20 protein-coding genes are annotated in these 16,256 nt (G+C 67.5%); 6 read left to right on the top strand and 14 right to left on the bottom strand.

Going from position 1 to position 16,256, the window contains the following annotated elements; translation table 11 throughout:
• Window positions 1-7: 7 nt before the first annotated feature.
• The 3 genes from rmuC to BLU38_RS06210 form a co-directional block, all read right to left on the bottom strand.
• Window positions 8-1,579: a DNA recombination protein RmuC gene (rmuC, locus tag BLU38_RS06220; protein ID WP_231920197.1), complete on the bottom strand. Its 1,572-nt coding sequence runs from the start codon at window positions 1,577-1,579 to the stop codon at window positions 8-10.
• 81 nt (window positions 1,580-1,660) lie between these two features.
• Window positions 1,661-2,212 carry an SRPBCC family protein gene (locus tag BLU38_RS06215; protein ID WP_091521524.1) on the bottom strand — a complete coding sequence of 184 codons (552 nt, stop codon included), beginning with the start codon at window positions 2,210-2,212 and terminating at the stop codon, window positions 1,661-1,663.
• The gene (locus BLU38_RS06210; RefSeq protein WP_091521520.1) at window positions 2,209-2,532 is read right to left on the bottom strand and encodes an ArsR/SmtB family transcription factor; all 324 of its coding nucleotides are present in this window, start codon (window positions 2,530-2,532) and stop codon (window positions 2,209-2,211) included. The genes BLU38_RS06215 and BLU38_RS06210 overlap by 4 nt, the downstream gene beginning before the upstream one ends.
• Before the next feature lie 82 nt (window positions 2,533-2,614).
• Here BLU38_RS06210 and BLU38_RS06205 point away from each other — a divergent pair, with 82 nt between their 5' ends.
• Complete coding sequence (locus BLU38_RS06205) at window positions 2,615-3,913, top strand: M18 family aminopeptidase (RefSeq protein ID WP_197680016.1); 1,299 nt, start codon at window positions 2,615-2,617, stop codon at window positions 3,911-3,913.
• Here the strand turns inward: BLU38_RS06205 and BLU38_RS06200 are convergent.
• Window positions 3,879-4,598 carry a YwaF family protein gene (locus tag BLU38_RS06200; protein WP_197680015.1) on the bottom strand — a complete coding sequence of 240 codons (720 nt, stop codon included), beginning with the start codon at window positions 4,596-4,598 and terminating at the stop codon, window positions 3,879-3,881. The two genes, BLU38_RS06205 and BLU38_RS06200, sit on opposite strands and share 35 nt — an antisense overlap.
• Window positions 4,599-4,688: 90 nt before the next feature.
• On the opposite strand from BLU38_RS06200, the gene ychF reads away from it, so the two are divergent.
• Window positions 4,689-5,759, top strand: coding sequence for a redox-regulated ATPase YchF (gene ychF, locus BLU38_RS06195; RefSeq protein WP_091521517.1), 1,071 nt, complete (start codon window positions 4,689-4,691; stop codon window positions 5,757-5,759).
• Window positions 5,760-6,092: 333 nt separating this feature from the next.
• On the opposite strand, the gene BLU38_RS31995 is transcribed toward ychF, so the two are convergent.
• From BLU38_RS31995 to BLU38_RS06165, 6 genes are all read right to left on the bottom strand, one after another.
• Complete coding sequence (locus tag BLU38_RS31995; protein WP_091532016.1) at window positions 6,093-6,710, bottom strand: M23 family metallopeptidase; 618 nt, start codon at window positions 6,708-6,710, stop codon at window positions 6,093-6,095.
• A gap of 363 nt (window positions 6,711-7,073) precedes the next feature.
• Window positions 7,074-7,463, bottom strand: a complete 390-nt coding sequence (locus BLU38_RS06185) for a VOC family protein (protein WP_091521513.1) — start codon at window positions 7,461-7,463, stop codon at window positions 7,074-7,076.
• Window positions 7,464-7,579: 116 nt separating this feature from the next.
• Window positions 7,580-8,464, bottom strand: a complete 885-nt coding sequence (locus BLU38_RS06180) for a DUF2797 domain-containing protein (protein ID WP_231920195.1) — start codon at window positions 8,462-8,464, stop codon at window positions 7,580-7,582.
• 104 nt (window positions 8,465-8,568) lie between these two features.
• Entirely contained in the window at window positions 8,569-9,168 is a 600-nt protein-coding gene (locus BLU38_RS06175) for a DUF998 domain-containing protein (RefSeq protein WP_172836082.1), read from the bottom strand.
• Window positions 9,165-9,605 carry a MarR family winged helix-turn-helix transcriptional regulator gene (locus BLU38_RS06170; RefSeq protein ID WP_091521500.1) on the bottom strand — a complete coding sequence of 147 codons (441 nt, stop codon included), beginning with the start codon at window positions 9,603-9,605 and terminating at the stop codon, window positions 9,165-9,167. The genes BLU38_RS06175 and BLU38_RS06170 overlap by 4 nt, the downstream gene beginning before the upstream one ends.
• A gap of 233 nt (window positions 9,606-9,838) precedes the next feature.
• Window positions 9,839-10,525, bottom strand: a complete 687-nt coding sequence (locus tag BLU38_RS06165; RefSeq protein ID WP_091521497.1) for a TetR/AcrR family transcriptional regulator — start codon at window positions 10,523-10,525, stop codon at window positions 9,839-9,841.
• 64 nt (window positions 10,526-10,589) lie between these two features.
• Here BLU38_RS06165 and BLU38_RS06160 point away from each other — a divergent pair, with 64 nt between their 5' ends.
• Both BLU38_RS06160 and BLU38_RS06155 read left to right on the top strand, forming a co-directional pair.
• Window positions 10,590-11,345 (top strand): SDR family oxidoreductase, encoded by a 756-nt coding sequence (locus tag BLU38_RS06160; protein WP_091521493.1) that lies wholly within the window; start codon window positions 10,590-10,592, stop codon window positions 11,343-11,345.
• A gap of 14 nt (window positions 11,346-11,359) precedes the next feature.
• Window positions 11,360-11,689: a nuclear transport factor 2 family protein gene (locus BLU38_RS06155; RefSeq protein WP_091521490.1), complete on the top strand. Its 330-nt coding sequence runs from the start codon at window positions 11,360-11,362 to the stop codon at window positions 11,687-11,689.
• A gap of 27 nt (window positions 11,690-11,716) precedes the next feature.
• Here the strand turns inward: BLU38_RS06155 and BLU38_RS06150 are convergent, their stop codons facing one another.
• Window positions 11,717-12,529, bottom strand: a complete 813-nt coding sequence (locus tag BLU38_RS06150) for a class I SAM-dependent methyltransferase (protein ID WP_091521484.1) — start codon at window positions 12,527-12,529, stop codon at window positions 11,717-11,719.
• A 223-nt stretch (window positions 12,530-12,752) separates the two neighbouring features.
• On the opposite strand from BLU38_RS06150, the gene BLU38_RS06145 reads away from it, so the two are divergent.
• Complete coding sequence (locus BLU38_RS06145) at window positions 12,753-13,007, top strand: type B 50S ribosomal protein L31 (protein ID WP_091532012.1); 255 nt, start codon at window positions 12,753-12,755, stop codon at window positions 13,005-13,007.
• Window positions 13,008-13,068: 61 nt separating this feature from the next.
• Here the strand turns inward: BLU38_RS06145 and arfB are convergent, their stop codons facing one another.
• From arfB to BLU38_RS06130, 3 genes are all read right to left on the bottom strand, one after another.
• A complete protein-coding gene (gene arfB, locus BLU38_RS06140) occupies window positions 13,069-13,509 on the bottom strand; it encodes an alternative ribosome rescue aminoacyl-tRNA hydrolase ArfB (protein ID WP_091521481.1) in 441 nt (146 codons plus the stop codon).
• A 36-nt stretch (window positions 13,510-13,545) separates the two neighbouring features.
• The gene (locus BLU38_RS06135) at window positions 13,546-14,718 is read right to left on the bottom strand and encodes a Gfo/Idh/MocA family protein (protein WP_091521478.1); all 1,173 of its coding nucleotides are present in this window, start codon (window positions 14,716-14,718) and stop codon (window positions 13,546-13,548) included.
• 122 nt (window positions 14,719-14,840) lie between these two features.
• Window positions 14,841-15,686 (bottom strand): TetR/AcrR family transcriptional regulator, encoded by an 846-nt coding sequence (locus BLU38_RS06130; RefSeq protein ID WP_157683241.1) that lies wholly within the window; start codon window positions 15,684-15,686, stop codon window positions 14,841-14,843.
• 60 nt (window positions 15,687-15,746) lie between these two features.
• Between BLU38_RS06130 and BLU38_RS06125 the strand changes: the two genes are divergently transcribed.
• Window positions 15,747-16,208, top strand: a complete 462-nt coding sequence (locus BLU38_RS06125; protein WP_091521471.1) for a hypothetical protein — start codon at window positions 15,747-15,749, stop codon at window positions 16,206-16,208.
• Window positions 16,209-16,256 lie beyond the last annotated feature (48 nt).

The following is a 16,256-nucleotide window of genomic DNA, read 5'->3' as shown; positions in this document are numbered from 1 at the left end:
GAGCTGATCAGCTTCCGGTGTCGGCATCGGAGGGTGGCTCGGCCTCGCCGGCGGTGAGCTCGAACAGGTCGGGCTCACCGCGGACCAACTCGTCGGCCTCCGGTGCGGAGCTCTTCCGCTTGCTCCGCCGGCGTGACTCCCGACCGACCATCGGCTCGACCGACACGGCATCGTCGACCAACTCCTGGGCCTGGATCTGTCGAATCGGAGCATCGACGGCTTCGGGCGCCTTCAGATCGGCCTCACTGACCTTGAGGTCGGTGAACTTCCGGGCCCGGACCAATACCGTGCCCTCGACGGTAGCGACGGTCTCGTTGTAGGCGTTCACCGAGGTCCGCAGCGCTCGCCCGAGCTTGTCGAAGCGGTTGCCCATCAGCCCGAGCTTCTCGTGCAGCTCCCGGCCCAGCTTGAACACCTCGGCCGCGCTCTCGGCCAATGCCGCCTGCCGCCAGCCGTAGGCCACCGAACGGAGCATCCCGATCAGCGTCGTCGGGGTGGCGATCACCACGTCCTTGCGGGCGGCGTACTCGGTCAGGTCGGGGGTCTGTTCCAGCGCGGTGGAGAAGAACGCCTCGCTGGGCAGGAACAGAACCACGAACTCCGGCGTCTCGGCGGCCTTCCAGTACTGCTTGGAGGACAGCTGGTCGACGTGGGTCCGGACATGTTTGGCGTAGCGCCGCAGATGCTGCTCGCGGACGTCGGGATCATCGGCCTCGGCGGCATCGAGAAAAGCGCTCAACGGCGCCTTGGAGTCGATGAAGATGTGCTTGCCCTCGCTCAGATCGACCCGCATGTCGGGTCGGACGGTGCCGTCGCTGGTCCTGGTCGTGGTCTGCAGGTCGAAGTCGCAGTGCTCCAACATTCCGGACAGCTCGGCGACCCGCTTGAGCTGGACCTCGCCCCAGGCGCCGCGCACCTGCGGCTTGCGCAGTGCGGTGACCAGCGCCGACGTCTCCTGGCGCAACGTCTCGCCGGTCTGCCGGACGGTTTGGACCTGGGCCCGCAGGTCGGCCGACATCGCCGCCCGCTCCTTCTCCACGTCGGTCAGCCGGGCGTTGAACCGGTCCAGCGATTCCCGGACCGGCGCCATCAGCTGTTCGGTGGCCTTCAGCCGGTTGGCAGCTGTCGCGTCGGCCTGCTTGGTCTGCCGGTCGATGGTCTCGGCCGACAGCACCTTGAACTGGTTGAGCATCGCCTCCCGATCGGCGGCGATCTCCTGGGCGCGTTGGATCGCGGCGGTCCGCTCGGCCGTTGCCTTGGCCAAACCGGCCTGCACCTCGGCGGCCTCGGCCTGCGCCGCCGACGCCTCGGCTCGTGCCTCGGCCACCAGTCGCTGGTTGCGGGCCAGCTCCGTACGCGCCTGCGCCGCCTCCGAGCGGGCCTCGGCGGCCTGGGCCTGGGCATGCGCCAACTCCGACCGGGTCCGGGCCTGATCGGAGTTGATCTGGGCCAGCTCGGCCTGGTCGCGGGCACCGCGGGTCTCGGAACGGGCGCGGCTGATCAGCCAGCCGGCGACCCCGGCCACCAGGGCGCCGAGCAGGAGTCCGCCGAGCAGAGCGAGCACGATCGAAGTAGCCACGTGCCCGATCCTCACCCCCGGCACCGACAAAATCCGGCAACGACCGCGGCGCGCCGGTCCGACGAGCCGAGATCGGTCCGGTCAGCCGGCGGTGTCGTGCCGCCCGAATTCGGCCGCGTAGCCCCGTTCGAGGTCGTCCCACCCGTATTCTTTGGCTGCTTCGCCGGTGATCGGTCCGAAGGGTTCGCCGCGCAGCGCGGCGTCGGCGACGAGCAGGCAGAGGTGCCAGCCGGCCGCCATCGAGGACAGACTGTCCCGCTCGTCGACGGTGTGCTGCAGCACCAGTTCGGTGCCGTCGGTGGTCGGCTGCAGTTCCCACCGCAGCAGCTGTCCGCCCCAGTCGAATTCCAGCACCGCCGGACGATCGGCGACGATGACGGTTGCGGGGAGGCGTTTCCGGTCGGGGCCGTCGATCATGATCAGGGTGGCCGGACCGGTGCTGCCGAGGTCGCGGTCGGCGGTGTACGGAGCCCAGGCCGAGAGCTGGTCGGGGTCGGTGAGCGCCGCCCAGACGGCCTGGGGGGAATGGTTGAACTGTTGCCGGTAGACCAGCGTCCATCGGCCGCCGGCCGGGCTGATCGTGGCCGGCTTCAAGGGGCCGGGATCGAAATCCTGCCGTGTCCTGGTGTTCATCGGGTCCTCTTCTCATCGGTTCGATCAAGGTGGTCGCCGAGCGCTGCGAAGCTGCGCTGCCAGAGCAGGCGATAGGGCTGCAGCCAGTCATCCAACTCGGCCAGGGGTTCGGTGTTCAGCTGATAGATCCGGGACTGCGCAGCGGTCCGGCAACTGACGATTCGGTGGTCGCGGAGCACTCGGAGGTGCTTGGAGACGGTCGGCTGGGGCAGTCCCATCCGATCCACCAGTTCGCCGACGCTCGCCGGTCCGGCGCGCAGCTGGTCCAGGATCGCGCGGCGATGGGGTTCGGCGATCGCGGTGAAGACATCCGTCGGCATGCCTCTAATATTCCCATTGGTGTATATACGTGTCAAGGCATATGCGGGTCTCGTCGCGGGATTGCCCGGCCGGTGTTGTTGGATGGCTGCCATGCCTGTCGACCAGACCATCGCGCGTCAGCACATCGACGATCTCGCCGCCTATGTCGTGGCCTCGCCGACCCCGTACCACGCCGTAGCCGAGGGGGCCCGCAGGCTGACCGTCGCCGGTTTCCGCGAACTGGACGAGACCGAGACCTGGGAGCTGACGCCGGGCGGCTACTTCGTGATCCGGGACGGCAGTCTGGTGGCCTGGCGGATTCCCGATACCGCCGGCCCGGGCACCGGCTTCCGGATCATCGGCTCGCACACCGACTCGCCGACCTTCAAGCTCAAGCCCCGACCGGACATCCGGACCGCGGACGGCTGGCAGCAGGTCGGCGTCGAGATCTACGGCGGCCCGCTGCTCAACTCCTGGCTGGATCGTGAACTCGGTCTTGCCGGCCGGGTGGTGATCGCCGACGGTTCGGCGACCCGGATCGAGTTGATCAAGACCGGGCCGATGATGCGGATCCCGCAGCTCGCTCCGCATCTGGACCGGTCGGTGAACGACGTCGGGGTGAAGCTTGATCGGCAGCAGCACACCACGCCGGTCTGGGGAGTCGGCCGGCCCGACCGTTCCATCCTTGATCAGCTGGCGTCGCTGGCCGGTGCAGGTCATGATCAACTTCTGGGATTCGACATCACGGCCTACGACGTCGCCGAGCCGGCGGTCTTCGGAGTGGACGACGAGTTCTTCGCCTCGGGACGGTTGGACAACCTGAGCAGCGTGCACGCCGGCCTGCGGGCTCTGCAGGATGCCGAGACCGGGCCGCACATCCCGCTGTTGGTCGCCTTTGATCATGAGGAAGTGGGCAGCGCGACCTCCTCCGGTGCCGCCGGGCCGATCCTGGAGAGCGTGCTGCAGCGGATCGGGCTGGCGCTGGGAGCCGCCGGCCAAGATCACCTTCGCGCGTTGGCGGGATCGATCTGCCTGTCGGCCGACACCGGTCACGCTGTCCATCCCAACTATCCCGGTCATCACGACCCGCAGCACCGGCCGGTGTTGAACGGTGGCCCGCTGCTCAAGATCAACGCCGTCCAGCGCTACGCCACCGACGCCAACGGCATCGCCGCCTGGCGGCAGGCCTGCGGGACGGCGGGGGTGACCAGCCAGGACTTCGTGTCGAACAACGCCGTACCGTGTGGCTCGACGATCGGGCCGATCACCGCGACCCGACTCGGCATCACCACCGTCGACGTCGGGGTCCCGTTGCTGTCGATGCACTCGGCCCGGGAGATGGCCGGCGTCCAGGACTCGGCGGCGATCACGGCGGCGATGCGGGCGTTCCTCGCCGGCTGAGCACCGCCCACGGCCAGGTGATCAACGCCCAGATGATGATCATGGCTGCTGCCTCGGAGGCCAGGTACCACGGCCACGGCCCGAGCAGGTCCAGCGCCGAACCGCCGCTCGGCTTGCCGTTCAGGAAACCGTAGTCGGTGCGGGCGACCACGTTCACGGTGAACGCGAGTGCGGCCCAGCCGACGGTGATGATCATGCTCCGCCGGTAGTCCCGCCAAGTCGGCGACAGGCCAAGCCCCCAGGTCAGCCAGACCGCCGCCCACATCACACCGATGTGCTGAGCCCAGTAGACGGTGAAGTCGTACCACGGAGCCAGGTTGTAGGTCAGTGTCGGCGTCAGCAGGGCCTGCGGATTGAGCGTCAGCCCCCAGTAGTAGGTGATCGCCACCGCCCACGGACGCCGGGTCAGCAGTGCATAGCCGGCGATGAAACGGAGCGCGTCGGAGAAGTGCAGTGGCAGCGACAGCGCCAGCACGAAATTGGCCGGCCACAACCCGATCGCCAGGTTGATCGTCGAGATCGTCAGCAACGCGACGCCGAAGGCCCGGCTGATCCGGGTCTCCGCGACGCTGCCCCGGAGCCGCCGACCGAACGGGATCAGCGCGACGATGCCGACGGCGGTCAGGATCAGCATCAGCCGATGCCCGAGCCCGTACGACGTGAAGGACTCGCCGATGATGTCCACGACACCAGTGTCGCCGATCGCGGTTCGCGCCGACGGCAAGCCGGAGTAGGGTTGGCGGTCGCGATACCACCTCACCCGGAAGTCTGCTGAATGGCCCTCACCATCGGAATCGTCGGTCTGCCCAACGCGGGCAAGTCGACGCTCTTCAACGCCCTGACCCGCAACAACGTGCTGGCCGCGAACTATCCGTTCGCCACCATCGAGCCCAACGTCGGTGTGGTCGGAGTCCCCGACCCTCGGCTGAACGTGCTGGCCGGGCTGTACTCCTCCGAGCGGGTGATGCCGGCAACCGTGAGCTTCGTCGACATCGCCGGCATCGTCCGCGGCGCCAGCACCGGCGAAGGGATGGGGAACGCGTTCCTGTCCCACATCCGGGAGGCCGACGCGATCTGCCAGGTGACTCGGGTCTTCGAGGACGCCGACGTGACCCACGTCGACGGCAAGATCAACCCGGCCGGCGACATCGAGACCATCTCCACCGAGTTGATCTTGGCCGACCTGCAGACCATCGAGAAAGCCCTGCCCCGGTTGGAGAAGGAGGCCCGCTTCGCCAAGGACAAGCAGGCCGTGGTCGCCGCGGTCAAGGAGGCCCAGCAGGTGCTGGAGGAGGGCAGGGGTGTCTTCCAGGCCGGGCTTGACCGTGAGCCGCTGCGGGAGCTGTTCCTGCTGACCGCCAAGCCGTTCTTGTACGTCTTCAACACCAGTACCGACGAGACCGACGAGGCCACCCGCGAGGAGCTGCGCAAGCTGGTCGCGCCGGCCGAAGCGATCTTCGCCGATGCCAAGATCGAAGCCGAGCTGGCCGAGATGGAGCCCGAGGAGGCCGCGGAGTTCCTGGCCGACATGGGCATCGACGAGCCCGGTCTGGACGTGCTGGCCCGGGTCGGTTTCGAAACCCTCGGGCTGCAGACCTACCTGACCGCCGGGCCCAAGGAGGCCCGGGCGTGGACGATCCCCAAGGGTGCGACCGCTCCGGAGGCCGCCGGTGTCATCCACACCGACTTCCAGAAGGGCTTCATCAAGGCCGAGATCGTCTCCTACGACGACCTGGTCGCAGCCGGCACCATGCTGGAAGCCCGCAACAAGGGCAAGGTTCGGATGGAGGGCAAGGACTACGTCATGCAGGACGGCGACGTGGTCGAGTTCAGGTTCAACGTCTAGCGGTCGCAACGACCGGGACACCCGAACGACTGTGCCGTCGGGAGTCGATTGGTTGCTCGCCGCCCTGTCCCTCCGTGGTGTAGCGGGCATCGGCTTGGCGACGGCCCCGACTGATTGGTGGCGCGGAACCGGTTCCAGTCACCGATGTGGGAGGCTCCCGGCTGTCTGACCGAGTACGCGGTGTGCGAATGCGCCCGCTGACAGGGTCTGCATCGGGTTCTCGACCTCGGCCTGGCTACTCCTGAGGCATCGAGGAATCGCAATGCCTCGGGGCTGTCGACGACCGCTCTGATGCGATCGAGCGGCGCTGTTTCGTGGTGGACGGCGGCGCGGCTACTCGGGAACGTCGAGGACGTCTCCGTTGTGGGGGAGCACGCCCCGGAACGACAGCGGAACGGCTCGGGCCTGCTCGACGTCGACGCGGTCGATCGCCTGGACGTGGACGTGGGGTTCGGTGCTGTTGCCCGAGTTTCCGCAGCGTGCGATCGGGGCGCCGGTGCGTACCCGCTCGCCGGGTGTGACCCGCAGGCTCGACCGCTGGAGATGGCAGAGAGCGATGACGACCCCGTCGCTCTCGATGAGGAGATGATTGCCGGCAAGATTCGGCCACCCACCGGCCAGCCGCTGCTGTTGCGTCAGGGCGTAGCCGATCGAGGGGACGCCGCGGTAGGCGTCATGATCGGTTGCGTCGTCGCTCGTCGCGACGACGATGCCGTCCACCGGAGCAAGGATCGGGCGACCGTAACCGGGGAACCGATCGGGCGGTTCTGTACGGAGGAGTGACGCGAGACGGATCGGTGCGCTCTTGCCGTCGGCTGTCACCGGAACAAAGTCGATGGCGTGCGATGAGGCGAGCGCGGCCGTGCCATGGCTCGGCACCCGATCAGCCGGGCTGTTCTGCACACGCCAGGTTCCTGTGAAGGGGTAAGCAACATCGAGGTGAGCTTCCATCGGGTCCTCCATCCGGCACCATCATGCCGTGTCGGCGCGCTCGGCGGCCGACGCCGAGCCTCAACCGGCGAGCGGGAACCTCGGCGCGAAAGCTTCGGAGTCGGACAACGTCCCCGATAGGCCGTGAAGTGACGGATGCCTCCGTCGATCGGGTGGCTCCCGTCGCGGCGCCAGCAGACGAGCAGTTTCGGCTGCTTCTTGGAGGTTTCGAGCGTGGGCATGGCACTCCCTCTCCGGCGTGGAAGTGGCTGGACCTTGCCCTTCGGCTCGTTGAGCCGCTGCGCCCTGCGGTCGAGTTCGAAACTCGCCGCCTCCGACGCTTGTACCCGCGAAGCTGCCGGCCCGGGGCAAGCGGGGCCGGCGTCAGGAGACGGTCTGTACGACCTGAATCAGGTGCCCGTCGGGATCTTCGACCCAGGCGATCAGGAGACGCTCGAGCCACGGTGACGGCGGCTTGACCGGCGCTGCACCGAGTTCGATGAGCCGTGCGTATCCCGCGGGGACGTCGTCGGTCCAGAGGATCACCGCGGCGCGTTGACCGTTCGCGACGGGGTCAAGTCCGTGGTCGTCGCGTGTGCTGGCCTCCGACGCGAGCCCGAGGCGATATCCGTCGAGGGCGAGGTCGACGTGGATCGGTGTGCCCTCCGTCGGCGTCCGGAACACCTCGTCGAAGCCGATGGCACGATAGAAGGCCGTCGAGCGATCGATGTCGCGGGTGAACAGGACGATCTGGGGAGTCCTGTAGCGAACCATGGGGCAAGCTTGACACGGCCCGTCACGGCTGCTCGTGGCGGTGGCACCGGAGCGGCTGGTCCGGCCACTGCCGGCAGTGTGCCGGTGCTCGAGGATCCGCCGGGGCCGACCACTGATCAGAACAAGGCGTCCTGGGTGTCCTGCGGTGGAGTCGGATCGACCGCCCGGGTCGGTGCCGAAAAGACGGCGCCGGGCGGTGCCGGATCCAGGGGCCAACCGGCGAGCAACCGGGAGTTGATCATGGTGAGGCCGCGATCGGTGTCGAGATAGAGCTCGGTCCCGATCGCGCAGTCGAGGCGGCCGCCGACGACCGCACCGGGCACGAGCGGGAGCATCGCCGTACGCGGGTGTACACCGGAGTCCGGCAGTCCGTACGTCGCACAGTGGTCGACGATCTCCGGATCGGCGACCCGGTTCTGCCCCTCGGGCCAGTCCAACGCATCCGCCCGGCCGGCTGCCGCCAGCAATTCGCGGGCCCGGTCCGAGGAGGCTCCGGGCCGGGTCCGAGCCGCGTACTTGATCGCGGAACCGATCCGGTCCGGGTAACCGAGGGCGGTGCTCACCAGATGCTCGGTCCGACGGGCGGCGAGCAGAGTGCCGGTGGAAATGATCATGGACGCCAGCGCCCCCTGCTCCAGTAACCGGATCCGGCCGCGTTGCCGGGCGGTGATCCCGATCTTGATCTTGGTCCCGTGGTGGGCCAGATAGACCGAGAACTCCCGCGGATCGTCCAGCCGGGTGTCAGCGGCCACGGAATCCTGCCGGTCCAAGGTCTGGCACTCCGGGCAGGCAGCGCCGCGAGCGGACGCCGGCAGCTCGCTTTGAGTAGGGCACGGAATGTGTCGATCGCGGCGCCAGAAGCCGACACAGCGGCGATCGGCACCGACGGTCAGCCACAGGTCGGCTCCGAGCGGGAGTGGACCGGACGTCTCGTCGGCCCAGGTCAGCCGAGCCTCCGCCGTGCTCCAGCCGATTCCCAGGGCTCGCCGATCGTTCGCCACCCGGACATTCTTCACGACGCCACCGACCGTGTGTCGGGCCGGGGCAGCGAGTGGTCGCGGTGAGCGCGTTGAATGCCGTCGGGTGCTCACGGGGGTGAGCCGGGTCAGCGCACCGCGATCGCGATCGCGGTGATCGCGTAGAACACACCGATGGTCAACAGGAAGATCCGCTCGGCGATGCCGAAGGCGAACCGGCGCAGCGGCTTGAGCAGCAGCGCGACGATCAACGCGATCAGTGAGACTAGCGCGATCCAGTGCAGGATCCCGAGGGTCGTTGCCAAACCGGTCGGATGAGTGATCAGCCGGGTGAAGTTGCCGGTCAGACTGTAGGCGAGGGCGAACCAGGCGATCGCGGCCAGGTAGTGCAGGATCCCGATCACGGTCCGTCTGCTGCCCTCGACGTCGGTCGGCAGGAATGGCAGGACGACGAAGATCACCACCAGGGCGATCAGCTGGGCCAGCATCGATCCTCGATCGGCTGCGCCCGGGAAGCCGGCGGCGACGCAGACGGCGAGGGTCGCCCAGGAAGCGGCGGTCAGCCAGGTCATCGCGGTGGCGAGCCGCCGGGTGCGGCCGACGTGGTAGTCGCTGACGGCATGTTCCACGACGTTGTAGTCGCTGCGTGCGAAGTGCAGCGCGACGAAGATCACCAACCGAGCGACGACAAGCAGGGCGGTGAGGCCAGCGGCCAGGGTGATGATCATGAACAGTGCTCCGTGCTGGTGGGTGGTTCGTCGTTTCTGAGCTCGTCATGGAGCGCGCGGGCGGTGCGCGCCAGGGCGTCGGGGTCGATACCGAGCCGGCGGGCGACCCGATCCAGGGCGTCGCCGAGGTCGCGGCCGGCGGTGTCGAGGCGACGGCGCCCGGTTCGGGTGACCCGCAGTCGGCGGATGTTGCCGGTGCCGACACCCGAACCGTCGTCGATCAGACCGGCCTCCAGCAGTTGCCGGACGATCTTGCTCATCCCCGGTTCGCTGACACCGACGGCCCGGGCGAGATCGCGGCCGGTGATGTCTGGATGCTCGGCAGTGATCACCAGCGTGACGTAGCGGTTGTAACTCAGCTGGTGCCGCCGCAGCAGCCGGTCGGCCTGCCGATCGAGTGTGCGGACCAGATCGTGCAGTTCGAAAGCGAGGTCCATGCCACTATATTAACTAGTTAAGTTAATGGCCGTGACATCACTGCGCCCGACTGCTGGCGCCGTGACGGAGGAGCCGATCTGAACGCGCCGCGACTCGATCTCGATGACGAGTGACGATTCTCTGCCTGCTGTCGACAGACCGTCCCGAGCGTCGGGCATCCCGGTGGCGAAAGGGCGAGCCCTGACCCGACCGTAGGATTCGACGCCCAGCCGTGAGTCGACGTGAGTCCAGTTCAGTGTGTCCGCGCACTGTTGAGCGTGGCGAGCCATTCGATCAACAACTGCGTCTGGGTGCGGCCCAGGGTTTCCGGATGCGCTGCGGCGATCTCGATCGCTGCAGCCAGCGGTTCGGATTGTCCGCCACCGGTCGCGGTGATCGCCGCGATCACCCCCTCCCGTACGGCTCGGGACAGCTCGGGATCGGGCTCGGCCAGCACGATCTGGCGCAGCGTGACGCCGATGTTGGTGACCAGCACGTGGGCGGCTGCCTGGTCCGGCGGCACCGCGAGGCGGCCCTGCTCGGCAGCCCGGCCGGTCAGGCCACGGAGGATCTCACTGGGCCTCGCCTGTGCTGCAGGGGAGTGTCCCGGGCGGACCTTGCCGTACATCAGGGTGTAGAAGCCGGGATTGCTCAGGCCGAAGGCAACGTGTGCGTCCCAGCCGGCACGGATGTCCTGGATCGGATCTCCGGAGGATTCGGTCGCCGCCTTCTCGCCGAGATAGAGGTCGAAGCCGTGGTCGACGACCGCGTCGAGCAGGCCCTGCTTGGAGCCGAAGAAGTGATACAGCGTCGGCATCTTCACCCCGACGGCATCGCAGACCGCTCGGAGCGACACCTCTTCGCCCGGCGAGGCGGCGATCAGGTCCGCCGCAGCAGCAATCAGCCGCTCCCGTGTAGCGCTTCCTGCTCGCTCTGTCATGCTGCTACAGTAGCGCGTGTAGCGTTGATATGGCGCTGCATACCGTTGACATGGAGGTAGTTGCATGACCACCCACACGCTGGACGGCAAGAACGTCCTGATCGCCGGCGGCGCGAAGAACCTCGGCGGGCTGATCGCGCGACAGGCTGCCGAAGCGGGAGCCAATGTCGTGATCCACTTCAACTCCGACTCGTCCCGCACCGACGCCGAGCAGACGCTCGCCGCCGTCGAAGCGGCCGGTGTCAAGGGCGCCGTGCTGCAAGGTGATCTGACGGTGCCGGCGAACGTAACCCGGTTGTTCGCCGATGCCGAGGCAGCGGTCGGGACGATCGACGTCGCGGTGAACACCGTCGGCAAGGTGCTCCGCAAGCCGATCCTGGAGACCACCGAGGAGGAGTACGACTCGATGTTCGACATCAACGCGAAGTCGGCCTACTTCTTCATCCGGGAAGCAGGCAAGCAGCTCGCCGACGGCGGCAAGATCATCACCATCGTCACCGCACTGCTGGCCGCCTTCACCGACGGCTACTCCACCTATGCCGGCGGCAAGAGCCCGGTCGAACACTTCACCCGTGCCGCTGCCAAGGAATTCTCCGAGCGTGGAATCTCGGTCACCGCGGTCGCGCCGGGGCCGATGGACACGCCGTTCTTCTACGGTCAGGAGACCCCTGAGCGGGTCGAGTTCCACAAGTCGCAGGCGATGGGCAACCAGCTGACCAAAATCGAGGACATCGCTCCGATCGTCCGGTTCCTGGCCTCCGACGGCTGGTGGATCACCGGGCAGACGATCTTCGCCAACGGCGGCTACACCACCCGATGAGAAGGAGTGTCGAGATGACCGATCAGCAGATTCCCGAACCCGTGGCGTCCTTCATCGACGCCGTCAATCGTCATGACGAGGAGGCCTTCCTCGATGCCTTCACCGATGACGGATCGGTCGATGACTGGGGGCGTACGTTCACCGGTCGCGCGGCGATCAAGGACTGGAGTGACACGGAGTTCATCGGGGCTCGCGGCACCCTGGCCGTGGAGGTGGCCGAGGTTGCCGGTGCAGTGATCACCGTGCTGGGAGACTGGCGCTCCCAGCACGCCAACGGCCGGTCGAAGTTCGTCTTCGATGTGACGGACGGCAAGCTTGCGAAGATGACGATCCGGGAGGGCTGAACCGGCCAGCTCTGTTCGGCAGTCCGCTCAGCGGGTGTCGGCATCGGCGAGGCCGAGCAGGATCCGGTCGTCGCCGATCTGCCAGGCGATGCCTGCCTCGGTGAATCCGCCGTCACGGAGGAACTGTAGATAGTCGCCGACCGTGGGGCGATCGGTGATCGTGTGGTCGAAGCCGCCGTCCCGGGCGGCAACCGCCGCCGCCAACTCGGGCTCGGCTTCGACTGCCTTCCACCAGTCGCCCCAGTCCTCGGCGTCGATCGGGCGGATCCGGGCCAGTCGATCGGCGGTGACCTTCCGCAGCGCCTCGTCGATCCGCGGGGCCGCGTCACCCTCGTACAGGTGATCGGCGTCGATGAACACGCCGCCCGGCGCGATCACCTTCCCGCACTCGGCCAGCAGCTCCCGCAACGGCTCCTTGTTGATCCAATGCAGCGCCGTGGTGCTCACGAATGCGTCCGGAGCGCGATCGAGGCCGAGTGCGGCGAACCAGTCGGGTCGGCGCAGGTCGGCTCGGACCGTACGGAATCGCGACGATCCGTAGGCCGCGTCGGCCAGCTCCAGCAGCAGCGGGTCGGCGTCGACACCGACGACGTCGATCCGATCGAAGCGGGTGATCAGGCGGTGTGCCAGCGAGCCGGGACCGACGCCGAGGTCGACCACCAGGGCATCGGGCCGGGACAGGCAGATCTCCAACAGGTCACCGATCGCAGCAAAACGATCTTCGCGATCGGGCATGTAGTACTCCTGCTGCCGATCCCAACGATCCAACCAGTAGCGGGCCCGTTCGCTGCTGACCGGGTGCGAGTTGTTGATCACTGCGGGCTGGTCGGAGGTAGACATCTGGCGATTCTAGGTGAGCCCTTTCTTGCGGTGTCGCGCGGCACGCGGCTGCTCGCTCGCATCCGAAGGGTCGGACAGGCAGAGCCTGATCGATGGCCCGTTCTCAGCTGCGGTCCGGTGCCGGGAGAGTGTAAGCGTGTACGATGATGCAAATGAGAATGAGTATCAATAGATGGCCGCGAGTCGGTTGGTCCGCCTCGGGCCGTCCGGACAGGAGATGATCATGAAACGGAACATCCATCCGGAGTACGGTCCGGTCGTCTTCCGGGATCGATCCGGAGAGTCCCAGCTGCTGACCCGGTCCACCATCGTCGGCAGGCTTGCCGCCGATCATCCGACGGTCTCGATCGACGGAATTGGCTACCCGGTGGTCGATGTCGACGTGTCGAGTGCCAGCCACCCGTTCTGGACGGGCCAGGGCAGAGTCGTCGACACCGAGGGCCGCGTCGAGCGGTTCCGTCGACGGTACGGTCGCTGACTCCGCTCGGGTGACCTGAGTCCGGTGCACGATCGACCCGTTCCCGGTCGATCCGGATACCTCATGGCGTCGGTGGGCGCGACCGATTGCGCTTGACCTCCGCCCGCCGACGCTTGGCTTCCAGTCGACGAAGGCGTGAGCCGTGCGTCGGCCGGGTCGGGTGGCGGGGGACCGGAGGAGCGACGGCGGCTCGCAGCAGGCCGGCCATCCGTTGTCGGGCCGCGGTCCGGTTGCGTCGCTGTGATCGGTGTTCTGCGGCGTCGATCGTCAATACGGTGCCGGCGACCCGGTCGGCCAGCCGGGCCAGGGCGCGTTCGCGTTGCAGGGAGTTCAGGGCGCTGGTGGTGGCGAGGTCGAGGCTGAGCTGCACCCGGGAGTCGGTCGTGTTGACACCCTGGCCGCCCGGGCCCGACGCGTGCGAGAACCGTTCGCTCAGTTCGCCGGCGGGCACCCGGAGACCCCGCGGGGCGCCGGGCCCCGGCGGGATCTGCAGGTCGTCCATCCGATCAGTCTGCCGTACGCCCCGGCGCTCGGCGGTTCAGGAGCGGGTGGGGAACGTGCCTTCGTCGACGATCCGCTTGTTCAGCTCGGTGAGGTATTCCTCGGTCGGGTAGTCGACAAGATCGATCTCGCGGCCGGTCCAGGCCGACAGCTGCATGCCGGAGGCGAGCCGTACGCCGTTGATGCCTTCGGCGCCGTCGGCGATCAACTCCGTACCGTCATTGATGTGGGCGGCGAAGTTGGTCAGCACGTCGATGTGCTGCTTGCCCCAGACCGACTCGTACTCCTTGACCTCGGTGGCGTACAGGTCGTCGGTGTTCATCTCGCCCTTGAACAACCGTCCGACGTCGGCGACGGACAGGTTGTCGCTGAGGCTGCGTTCGTCCTGGGTGAGCCGGGTGATGGTCACCTTCTTGGAGCCGTCAACGACGACCTTTCCCTTGTCGAACAGGATCTCCAGGCGGTCGGTGCCGACCAGGTCGTTGGTCGAGGTGAGGAAGTGGCCGGTCGCACCGTTACCGAAGTCGACCAGTGCGTTCACCTCGTCCTCGGTCGCGATGTCGCGGCGGAAGCCGAAGGCGAGCTTGGCGAAGACCGACTTCGGTGTCCCGCACAGCCACTGCCACAGATCGAGCTGGTGCGGTGCCTGGTTGACCAGGACGCCGCCGCCCTCGCCGCCCCAGGTCGCGCGCCAGGCGGATTGGTCGTAGTAGGGCTGCGGTCGCCACCAGGTGGTGATGATCCACGAGGTGTGCCGCAGCGCGCCGAGTTCGCCGGAGTCGATCAGCGCCTTGAGATCGGTGTAGACCGGATTGGTGCGCTGGTTGAACATGATCGCGAACGTGGTCTCGGGATGCGCGGCGGCGAAGGCGTTCATCTCCTCGACCTGCTTGATGTAGACGCCGGCCGGCTTCTCGGTCAGGGTGTGGATCCCCTTGCCGATCGCGGTGATCGTCATCTCTGGGTGCAGGTAGTGCGGCACGGTGGTGACGACGGCGTCCACGTCGCCGGACTCCAGCATGGCGATGTAGTCGTCGTGGAAGGGGGTGTCGGGGTGCTTGGCCGCCGCGACCTCCTTCTTCGCCGGATCGATGTCACAGATGGCGCCCAGAGTCATCCCTTCGACTCGGCCCTCGGCGAGGAAGCGGGTGTAGGTGCCGCCCTGGGTTCCGAGGCCGATGATTCCGAGTCGTACGTTCTGCGCCGTCATGCGTCTCCTGTGATCGTCGTTGTTGGGTCCGGAGCGTTATGCCGTTCGGACTCAGTCGATGATGGCTGCTCGGGCGTCTGTGCCGGTAGGTGTTGCCAGAATTTGCAGGGTGTCGACACTGTTCAGGACGGCGCGTCGGTGTCGATGAAGATGTTGTCGACCGCGAGCTCGGCGAGCTTGGCGTCGATCGTTTCCTGATCCCAGTGCGCGGTGTCGGATGGCTCGATGTTCGCACCGATCAGTGCAGCGAAGGCGGTAGCGGAGAGATCCTGTCCCGGAGTCGCCGGCCGGGCAAGATCACCGATCACCAGCCCGCGCATCACCGCCACGCCGATCCCGGCCAGTGTCCCGTAATCGGTCACGGCGCGGAAACCGAAGAACTCGGCGATCCGCTGATAGCTGCGTTCCAATCGGGCGAGCAGTCGGTCGTCGGCGTTGCTGACCGCTTCTGCGACCCGATCACGTAACGGCCCGGCCGGCATGGTCTGCAGGGACATCACGACGGCCAGGTAGGTCTGCCACCGGGTCACCTCGGCGCGGTCCAGGTCGAAGTCGTCGGCGGCGGTCTGCCGGACGACCCGATCCAGGACCGCTGCTCGCCCTTCGGGGGTGGCCAGCTCGTCGGCGTGCTCGGTGACGATGGCTCGGATCATCGCGGTGCCATGGGCGGCCCGGGTCGGCGTCGCCGGGATCGCCTGTTCGGCCAGGGCGACGGCGAGGTCGGCCAGGAAGGCGTCCTTGTGCGGCCAGCAGCGGTAGGCGGCCGTCCTGGAGACGTCGGCATCGCGGATCGCATCCTCGAAACTGAGGTGATCGAGGCCGACCGTCAGCCCGCCGGCCATCGCATCGGCGATCGCGGTCTCCAGTACTCGTCTGCGGGTCTCGTCCTGGGCGAGCCGGGGTCGACGCGGTCGTGCCGTCGGGGTTCTCCCCGGTTTTGGTACCCGGGGTTCCAAACTGCCTGCCACGGGCCTTACGGTACGTCATGTACCAACTTGGTACGCCAAGTACCAAACGGAAGGTCTGTGATGAATCAACTGCTCGAATCCGCCCGTCCCGAGCGGTCGACGGCCGCCTCGGTCTCCGCTCTCACCAGCGGTGCGTTGATCGCCGGTCTGGTGATCACCGTCGCCGGACTGGGCTACGCGGTGCTGGACCAGGTCGCACTGCACGGTCTGGTCGACCATCTGCATGCGCTGTACGACCCGGTCGGCGCCTACGCCCAGCCGACGCCGCTCTACATCTACCTCTACAGCCTGGCCGGGCTCGGCGTGGCCGGCTGGCTGGTCACCCTCGGGCTGACCCGGTCCGGTGCCCGCTCGGCTCGGGTGGTCAGCATCGTCATCACGGTCCTGGCCGCCCTGGCGATCGCGCCGCTGTTCCTGACCGAATACGGCGGGCCGGTCTTCCCGTTCCGACTCACCGCCTGGTACGTGGTCGGCTGGCTGCTCGGCCTGCTCGCCACCATCACCTACCGGCCACGCCGCTGAACGCGGCGCCTGGCGTCGAGGTTACGCACGTTCCAGCGGTGCGGGAAC

Origin of the sequence: Microlunatus soli, assembly GCF_900105385.1 — a bacterium.
Classification (GTDB): Bacteria; Actinomycetota; Actinomycetes; order Propionibacteriales; family Propionibacteriaceae; genus Microlunatus; species Microlunatus soli.
The sequence above is the reverse complement of the archived record's forward strand: the minus strand, read 5'-3'. Positions and strand labels throughout refer to the sequence as shown.

What these genes read in the sequence shown, in the direction of transcription:
- BLU38_RS06215 (WP_091521524.1), bottom strand. Translation starts at nt 2,212, where the DNA reads ATGAACACCAGGACACGGCAGGATTTCGATCCCGGCCCCTTGAAGCCG.
- BLU38_RS06210 (WP_091521520.1), bottom strand. Translation starts at nt 2,532, where the DNA reads ATGCCGACGGATGTCTTCACCGCGATCGCCGAACCCCATCGCCGCGCG.
- BLU38_RS06205 (WP_197680016.1), top strand. Translation starts at nt 2,615, where the DNA reads ATGGCTGCCATGCCTGTCGACCAGACCATCGCGCGTCAGCACATCGAC.
- ychF (WP_091521517.1), top strand. Translation starts at nt 4,689, where the DNA reads ATGGCCCTCACCATCGGAATCGTCGGTCTGCCCAACGCGGGCAAGTCG.
- BLU38_RS31995 (WP_091532016.1), bottom strand. Translation starts at nt 6,710, where the DNA reads ATGGAAGCTCACCTCGATGTTGCTTACCCCTTCACAGGAACCTGGCGT.
- BLU38_RS06185 (WP_091521513.1), bottom strand. Translation starts at nt 7,463, where the DNA reads ATGGTTCGCTACAGGACTCCCCAGATCGTCCTGTTCACCCGCGACATC.
- BLU38_RS06175 (WP_172836082.1), bottom strand. Translation starts at nt 9,168, where the DNA reads ATGATCATCACCCTGGCCGCTGGCCTCACCGCCCTGCTTGTCGTCGCT.
- BLU38_RS06170 (WP_091521500.1), bottom strand. Translation starts at nt 9,605, where the DNA reads ATGGACCTCGCTTTCGAACTGCACGATCTGGTCCGCACACTCGATCGG.
- BLU38_RS06165 (WP_091521497.1), bottom strand. Translation starts at nt 10,525, where the DNA reads ATGACAGAGCGAGCAGGAAGCGCTACACGGGAGCGGCTGATTGCTGCT.
- BLU38_RS06160 (WP_091521493.1), top strand. Translation starts at nt 10,590, where the DNA reads ATGACCACCCACACGCTGGACGGCAAGAACGTCCTGATCGCCGGCGGC.
- BLU38_RS06155 (WP_091521490.1), top strand. Translation starts at nt 11,360, where the DNA reads ATGACCGATCAGCAGATTCCCGAACCCGTGGCGTCCTTCATCGACGCC.
- BLU38_RS06150 (WP_091521484.1), bottom strand. Translation starts at nt 12,529, where the DNA reads ATGTCTACCTCCGACCAGCCCGCAGTGATCAACAACTCGCACCCGGTC.
- BLU38_RS06145 (WP_091532012.1), top strand. Translation starts at nt 12,753, where the DNA reads ATGAAACGGAACATCCATCCGGAGTACGGTCCGGTCGTCTTCCGGGAT.
- arfB (WP_091521481.1), bottom strand. Translation starts at nt 13,509, where the DNA reads ATGGACGACCTGCAGATCCCGCCGGGGCCCGGCGCCCCGCGGGGTCTC.
- BLU38_RS06135 (WP_091521478.1), bottom strand. Translation starts at nt 14,718, where the DNA reads ATGACGGCGCAGAACGTACGACTCGGAATCATCGGCCTCGGAACCCAG.
- BLU38_RS06125 (WP_091521471.1), top strand. Translation starts at nt 15,747, where the DNA reads ATGAATCAACTGCTCGAATCCGCCCGTCCCGAGCGGTCGACGGCCGCC.